Source organism: Algibacter marinivivus (assembly GCF_003143755.1).
Lineage (GTDB): Bacteria > Bacteroidota > Bacteroidia > Flavobacteriales > Flavobacteriaceae > Algibacter_B > Algibacter_B marinivivus.
Genome location: NZ_QFRI01000006.1, coordinates 1 through 8540, shown reverse-complemented (window position 1 = coordinate 8540; position 8540 = coordinate 1). Strand labels below are relative to the sequence as shown.

At 35.3% G+C, this 8540-nt stretch carries 3 protein-coding genes; 2 read left to right on the top strand and 1 reads right to left on the bottom strand.

The genetic code is table 11. The features are described 5' to 3' along the window. The coding region (locus DIS18_RS14990) for a T9SS type A sorting domain-containing protein (RefSeq protein ID WP_109353866.1) at positions 1-4037 on the top strand (4037 nt) is incomplete at its 5' end. A 64-nt stretch (positions 4038-4101) separates the two neighbouring features. Here DIS18_RS14990 and DIS18_RS14790 read toward each other — a convergent pair. Beyond that, positions 4102-5691: a peptide chain release factor 3 gene (locus tag DIS18_RS14790; protein ID WP_109353865.1), complete on the bottom strand. Its 1590-nt coding sequence runs from the start codon at positions 5689-5691 to the stop codon at positions 4102-4104. A 543-nt stretch (positions 5692-6234) separates the two neighbouring features. On the opposite strand from DIS18_RS14790, the gene DIS18_RS14785 reads away from it, so the two are divergent. Then, positions 6235-8540 (top strand): Ig-like domain-containing protein (locus DIS18_RS14785; RefSeq protein WP_245925730.1); only part of this gene is annotated, 2306 nt, incomplete at its 3' end.

Below are 8540 nucleotides of genomic sequence, written 5' to 3'. Positions count from 1 at the left end.
CGAATTCGAATGTAAACGATGCCGATTGTGATGGCGTACCATCAGATATCGATTGTGATGACAATGATGATACAGTAACAACAACAAACGAGAATGATGCAGATTGTGATGGTGTTCCAACAAGTGAGGACTGTGATGATAACGATCCAAACAACACGAATTCCAATGTAAACGATGCCGATTGTGATGGCGTTCCCTCAGATATCGATTGTGATGACAATGATGATGCAGTAACAACAACAAACGAGAATGATGCTGATTGTGATGGTGTTCCAACAAGTGAAGATTGCGATGATAACGATCCAAACAACACGAACTCGAATGTAAACGATGCCGATTGTGATGGCGTACCCTCAGATATCGATTGTGATGACAATGATGATACAGTAACAACAACAAATGAGAATGATGCAGATTGCGATGGTGTTCCAACAAGTGAAGACTGCGATGATAACGATCCAAACAACACGAATTCCAATGTAAACGATGCCGATTGTGATGGCGTTCCCTCAGATATCGATTGTGATGACAATGATGATACAGTAACAACAACAAATGAGAATGATGCAGATTGCGATGGTGTTCCAACAAGTGAAGACTGTGATGATAACGATCCAAACAACACGAATTCCAATGTAAACGATGCTGACTGTGATGGCGTACCATCAGATATCGATTGTGATGACAATGATGATACAGTAACAACAACAAATGAGAATGATGCTGATTGCGATGGTGTTCCAACAAGTGAAGACTGTGATGATAACGATCCAAACAACACGAACTCCAATGTAAACGATGCCGATTGTGATGGCGTACCCTCAGATATCGATTGTGATGACAATGATGATACAGTAACAACAACAAATGAGAATGATGCTGATTGTGATGGTGTTCCAACAAGTGAAGACTGTGATGATAACGATCCAAACAACACGAATTCCAATGTAAACGACGCCGACTGTGATGGCGTACCCTCAGATATCGATTGTGATGACAATGATGATACAGTAACAACAACAAATGAGAATGATGCTGATTGTGATGGTGTTCCAACAAGTGAAGATTGCGATGATAACGATCCAAACAACACGAATTCCAATGTAAACGATGCTGACTGTGATGGCGTACCATCAGATATCGATTGTGATGACAATGATGATACAGTAACAACAACAAACGAGAATGATGCTGATTGTGATGGTGTTCCAACAAGTGAAGACTGTGATGATAACGATCCAAGTAAAGGAAGCAATGTAAACGACGCCGACTGTGATGGTATTCCTGATACAGATTGCGAAGTAGCTTGTGTAGAGAGATATTCAAATATTGTAATTGATTTACTTTTAGATTTAAGTATTGATATAAATGATGAAGATATATACAATTTAGGCACATTAACTGTTAATGATTTAATTACTGTTTTATCAGATTTAGCAGAAGATCAAGAATTAAGTAATATCACATTAAATTCTGGATTAACTCTATTGGAAGAATTGATAAATAATAGTGAATTAAGTACATTGACTATACAAGGAGAGATAGCTAATTTATTAGAATCATCAGGTATATCAGCACAAGATGCCGCTGTTGTTTCAAATTTGAATTCTTGTTTATCATCTTTAGCAACAGAAAATGGTTTACCTACTGATGCTACAATAGGTAATTTACTATTAGAGTTACTTAATGTTTTATCTGATTTTATTGCCGATAAAAATATTGGAGATTTGTCTATTAATGAAGGTTTAAATGCTTTGAATTTATTAGTTGTTCAAAACGGTTATGTAAATTCAACAGTTTATGATTTATTTGACTATTTGTTGACTTTAGAAATTAGTTTAAGTGATAATGATAAAATTATTTTAAATAAAATATATTCTTGTATAATATCTAGTTGTGGTGATGCATCAAGTTCAAATGATGCAGATTGTGATGGTGTTCCAACAAGTGAAGATTGCGATGATAACGATCCAAACAACACGAATTCGAATGTAAACGATGCCGATTGTGATGGCGTACCATCAGATATCGATTGTGATGACAATGATGATACAGTAACAACAACAAACGAGAATGATGCAGATTGTGATGGTGTTCCAACAAGTGAGGACTGTGATGATAACGATCCAAACAACACGAATTCCAATGTAAACGATGCTGACTGTGATGGCGTACCATCAGATATCGATTGTGATGACAATGATGATACAGTAACAACAACAAATGAGAACGATGCTGATTGTGATGGTGTTCCAACAAGTGAAGATTGCGATGATAACGATCCAAACAACACGAACTCCAATGTAAACGATGCCGATTGTGATGGCGTACCATCAGATATCGATTGTGATGACAATGATGATACAGTAACAACAACAAACGAGAATGATGCTGATTGTGATGGTGTTCCAACAAGTGAGGACTGTGATGATAACGATCCAAACAACACGAACTCGAATGTAAACGATGCCGATTGTGATGGCGTACCATCAGATATCGATTGTGATGACAACGATCCAGATATTTGTGCATATTCAGATGATGATCAAGATTGTGATGGTGTAAAAACAGATGAAGACTGTGACGACCACGATCCAAACGTGGGAAGCAATGCGAATGATGCTGATTGCGATGGTGTTCCAACAGATGAAGATTGCGATGATAATGACCCTGAGAAAGGAAGTAACGTAAACGATGCTGACTGTGATGGTGTTCCAACAGATATAGATTGTGATGATAACGATCCAGATATTTGTGCATATTCAGATGATGATCAAGATTGTGATGGTGTAAAAACAGATGAAGACTGTGACGACTACGATCCAAACGTGGGAAGCAATGAGAATGATGCAGATTGCGATGGTGTTCCAACAGATGAAGATTGCGATGATAATGACCCTGAGAAAGGAAGTAATGTAAATGATGCAGATTGTGATGGTATTCCAACAGATATAGATTGTGATGATAACGATCCAGATATTTGTGCATATTCAGATGATGATCAAGATTGTGATTTTGTTAAATCTGATGTAGATTGTGACGACCACGATCCAAACGTAGGAAGCAATGAGAATGATGCCGATTGTGATGGTATTCCAACAGATGAAGATTGCGATGATAATGATCCTGAGAAAGGAAGTAATGTAAATGATGCAGATTGTGATGGTGTTCCAACAGATGAAGATTGCGATGATAACAATCCAGATATAGGAAGTAATGTAGACGGTTGTGATCCAATTATTGGCGAGTGTGAAACAGCATTTGCTAGAGGTGATAATTCAACATGCTTTATTGAAGAAGGTTTCAACCGTTGGGGATGGACTAATTATTTTGAAGCAGAAGGGGATTATACAATGGATTTATATTCAGGAGCAGCTCATTGTGATACTGATAAAGGGTATTTAGTGGGAGATGTTAGAGCTAGTTATTGGGATGGATCTGTAACTTTTACTTATAACTTAATAGAAGGTTATATCATGAATGAAGCTCATATATATGTTGGTTGTGAACCATTCGCTTCTGGAAACAATGGTGAGCCAACTGTAGCTCCAGGACAATATCCATTTATTCCTATGGCTGAGATTGATAATAATACAACTTATACTGTTGGTCCTATAGATGTTAGTAATGCTGATGCAGATGGAATATATGTAATTGCTCATGCTGTTACTTGTACGACGAACTCAAATGATTCTAGTAGTGGTTCTTGTGAACTTCAAAACAGTGAAGCTTTATGTGATGATTCGCTTAGTGTAGATGATGTATTAGACAACGGTATTGAAGAATTTATTGCTTATCCGGTGCCTTTCAAAGAAAAAGTAAATCTTAAGTATTCAATTAATTACGATACTAATGTTAAGATTGAAATATTTGATATTAGAGGAGCATTAATCAATACTTTCTTTACAAGAAATTATTCAAGAGGTACTGAAAAAATTGTTGAAATTGATTTAACAAACATTCAAGTAAGTGTTCTATTTGTTAATTTAACCACCGATAAAGAGACATTAACCAAACGTATAGTTTCCAATAAATAAATTCTATAAATATTCTACAAAAAAAAGGCAGGTTTTAAAACCTGCCTTTTTAATATTAAATAATTTATTTAAACTCTGAAACAAAATGAAATTTTAAACTCGAATACTTTTGTTGGCTCATTTGAAGAGAAAAAGGAGAGTCAGCTAAAAAAACTAATTGGTCTCTTTTATCCTTAGCTAAAAAACGTTGTTTAACTCTTATAAACTCTTTAAACTCTTCGCTTTTTTCATCTTCGGTTTCAATCCAGCAGGCTTTATGTACATTTAAATTTTCATAGGTACATTTAGCTCCATATTCGTGCTCCAATCTATATTGAATCACTTCATATTGAAGAGCTCCAACTGTACCGATTACTTTTCTTCCATTAAGTTCTAAAGTAAATAATTGAGCAACACCTTCATCCATCAACTGATCAATGCCTTTAAACAGTTGTTTAGATTTTAAAGGATCCGCATTATTGATATATCTAAAATGCTCAGGTGAAAAACTAGGTACGCCTTTATAGTTTAAAACTTCACCTTCGGTTAAAGTATCTCCAATTTTAAATGTTCCGGTATCTTGTAAGCCAACAATATCACCAGGGTAGGATATATCTACTATTTCTTTTTTTTCTGCAAAAAATGCATTTGGACTTGAAAACTTTACTTTTTTATTATGCCTCACATGTAAATAAGGTGTATTTCTTTTAAATTCTCCCGAAACAATCTTAACAAAAGCTAAACGATTTCTGTGGTTAGGATCCATATTGGCATGAATCTTAAAAACAAAACCACTAAATTTATTTTCATCAGGTTTTACTAAGCGTTCCTCACTTTGTTTTGGTCTAGGTTTTGGAGCAATTTCAACAAAGCAATCTAATAGTTCTCTTACTCCAAAATTATTTAAGGCAGAACCAAAGAAAACTGGTTGTTGGTTTCCATCAAGATACTCTTCTTTACTAAATTTTGGATAGATGCCTTCAACAAGTTCAATTTCTTCTCTTAATGTATTAGCAGCTTCTTCTCCTACTAAGTTGTCTAATTCGGGTGAAGATAAATCAGAAATCTCAATAGTATCTTCAATATCTTTCCGACTATCTCCACTAAATAAGTTTACGTTTTTCTCCCAAATATTATAGATGCCTTTAAAATTATATCCCATACCAATTGGATAACTTAAAGGAACAACCTTTAATCCTAATTTTTGTTCAATTTCATCTAATAAATCAAAAGCATCTTTACCTTCTCTATCCATTTTATTTATGAATACAATCATAGGAATGTTGCGCATACGGCAAACTTCAACGAGTTTTTCAGTCTGTTCCTCAACACCTTTCGCAACATCAATAACCACAATAACACTATCTACTGCAGTAAGCGTCCTAAAAGTATCTTCTGCAAAATCTTTATGTCCGGGAGTATCTAGAATATTAATTTTAATCCCATCATATTCAAATGCTAAAACAGAGGTTGCTACAGAAATACCACGCTGACGTTCAATCTCCATAAAATCACTGGTAGCACCTTTCTTAATTTTATTACTTTTTACTGCACCTGCTTCTTGTATGGCTCCACCAAAAAGAAGTAGTTTTTCTGTTAAAGTAGTTTTACCTGCATCTGGGTGAGAGATGATACCAAAAGTTCGTCGTCTATTTATTTCTTTAATAAAAGTCATAGGGTCTAATTAAAAGCGATTGCAAATATAGTGGTATCTGAGGTATAATTTAAAGTCAATATGATTATACTTTAATAAGGATAAAAAAAAAGACTTATTTAAGTGACTTTCTCTTATTTTTTGTGTCAAAAAGTTGTCATAATTACTTTTTATTATTTTTTTGAGTAGTGAGTGCGTAGTAATTGTGAAACGTCACGAAATTTAAATTTGATAATTTAGATTTTCTTAAAAATTATAGCGAGATAAAATATTGTTAACAAATGTTAATTTTTTTTATATTTACAAAAATTAAAACTCTCTCAAAAAACTAATGTCAAAATATTCTCTCTCATTTCTTTACTTTTTTTGAGTGTATTAGTAATTAAAATTTAATAATACATCTTATAATTTACCCTCAACAACATGATAAATTTTACCAGATTAAATACATTTATTTCTTATTTAGGAATTAAATTAATTAAGAATATAATATTATTTATATTCTTAATTTTATTTTCAATTAAATCTTTTGGGCAATTGCATTCTACAGTTAACTGTAGTAACTTGACTGCCTCGGGAACATTAATATGGGAAACATCTCCAACAAATTCAAGTGAATTTGATTGGACACCAGATGGTGCACTTACTAATACATTTAATAATATTTCTGGTAGTGGCGTTAATGCCACTATTTCTTTTTCAGGAGATACGGGAACATTATCTGGATGGAATTTTGGAGGAGGAGATACACCAGAAGTAGCTACTGATAATGGAACTGAAGCTTTACAATTTTTTACAACAGGATTTAATGCAACAGGCATTACAATTACCATAGCTTTTTCTCAGCCTGTTAATGAAGTAGGATTTGATTTAGCACATGTAAATGGTCAGGGACCTAATGGAGATTCTTACACCATTACTGCTTCTGAAGTAGGAGGGGGAACACTTTTTCCAACTTTTAATGAGTCGGCTAATCCTTCGTATACAACTAATAACTCTGGTTTTGTTAATTCAAATAATAATAGTACTGCAGGAGATAATGATGAAGTTGGAGTTAATTTTTCAAGTACTAATGGAATAAATTCAATTACTTTAGTTTGGGATGAATGTACAGCTTGTACTGCAGGTACGGTCCATGGTTCTGCTATTCAGGATATTAGTTTTTGTTTAAGTGATTCACCAGCTGAAGACTGCCCAACAATTACTTCAGAAGGTATTTTTGACCCAAACTCAGATGTGTTAATTACTTCTTATCATCAGTCTATGGCAAAAACAACTACTGGAATTGTAGTTTGGGGAGAGGATATGGATTCTGATGGTACTGATGCAACTACTATTACAGAAATCACACCTGCTAATGGTTATAATTATTTAGGAACACCAATACATTTTACAGTATCTGGTAACTCAGGAGGTCAAGCCTTTCTGGCGACTACTGCTAGTTTATATGCATGGGGTTTGTCTGGCGAGGTTGTGGATGGTAGTTTTGCTACAAGTGGTGCATTCAATGATATGAATGCCACCCAAACATTACCTTTTTTTGCATCCAATATAACACAGTTACATGCTAGTTCAGACGTTTTATTTGTTTTAAGTGCAGGTCAAGTTTGGGTAGCAACAACAGATGAAACTTCACCTCCTGCAACAGGAAATGCGAACGCAGATGGAGATGTATGGCAGCAAGTACAAACATCAGCAGGAGTTCCTTTAACAGATGTGGTAAATGTAACAGGAAATAAGTATGCTGGTTATGCATTGTTGAATAGTGGAGATATTTATGCATGGGGAGATAATGTAGAATTAGGAAATGGTGGTGGTACACAAAACCTAGATTTTGCTACTTTAATGACAGCCCCACCAGTAGCAATAACCCAAATTTCATCATTTACACACAATGATAATGATACTGGACTTTTAGTATTAGGAGTAGATGCAAAAGTATATGGTGTTGGAGCTAATACCATAGGCGAAATAATAACAACTGGTACAGGAAATGTTAATACATGGACAGCTATTCAGGCTTCAGGTGGTGGAGATTTAACAGATGTTATACAAATATCAACATCTCATACTTCGGAAGAGTGGGCAGGTGCATCAATTATTACCACTGGTGCAACAGCTTCTGATCCAAATATATTATATACTTGGGGGTTAAATAATAACAACTCTTTAGGTCATGGAGCTGATGGTACAATTCAAAACCCAACAATCCCACCCTCATTTACTGTTGGTACTGATGACCCAGTTTCTGCAAGTGTTGGTGGACATGCGACTACTTTTTTTAATCGAGCTAATGGTGGTTCTATTTGTTTTGTTGGTCATATTGTTCAAGGAAGCACAGGAAGTCTAACAACAGGTGATGGATCTAGTTTTGAATGTGTTATTCCTGCAACTGTAGATTTGTGTGGTTCAGAAATAGACGACACGCCAACTGCTGTAGACGATACCGCAAGTGTAGATGAAGACGACACAGTAAACATTGTAGTTTTAGACGATGATGATTTTGGAGGCGACGGACCAAGTACAGGCACTATAAGTATCACTAGCGGACCAACAAATGGTACAGCCACAGTAAACAATGGCGGTACACCAAACGATCCAACGGATGATACGATTGATTACACCCCAAATGCGGACTACAACGGTCCCGACCAGATCACCTATGAGATTTGTGATGCAGACGGCGATTGTACAACGGCAGTTATTGATATTACTGTAGATCCAGTAGACGACACGCCAACTGCTGTAGACGATACCGCAAGTGTAGATGAAGACGACACGGTAAACATTGTAGTTTTAGACGATGATGATTTTGGAGGCGATGGTCCAAGTACAGGCACTATAAGCATCACTAGCGGACCAACAAATGG

What these genes read in the sequence shown, in the direction of transcription:
- DIS18_RS14790 (WP_109353865.1), bottom strand. Translation starts at nt 5,691, where the DNA reads ATGACTTTTATTAAAGAAATAAATAGACGACGAACTTTTGGTATCATC.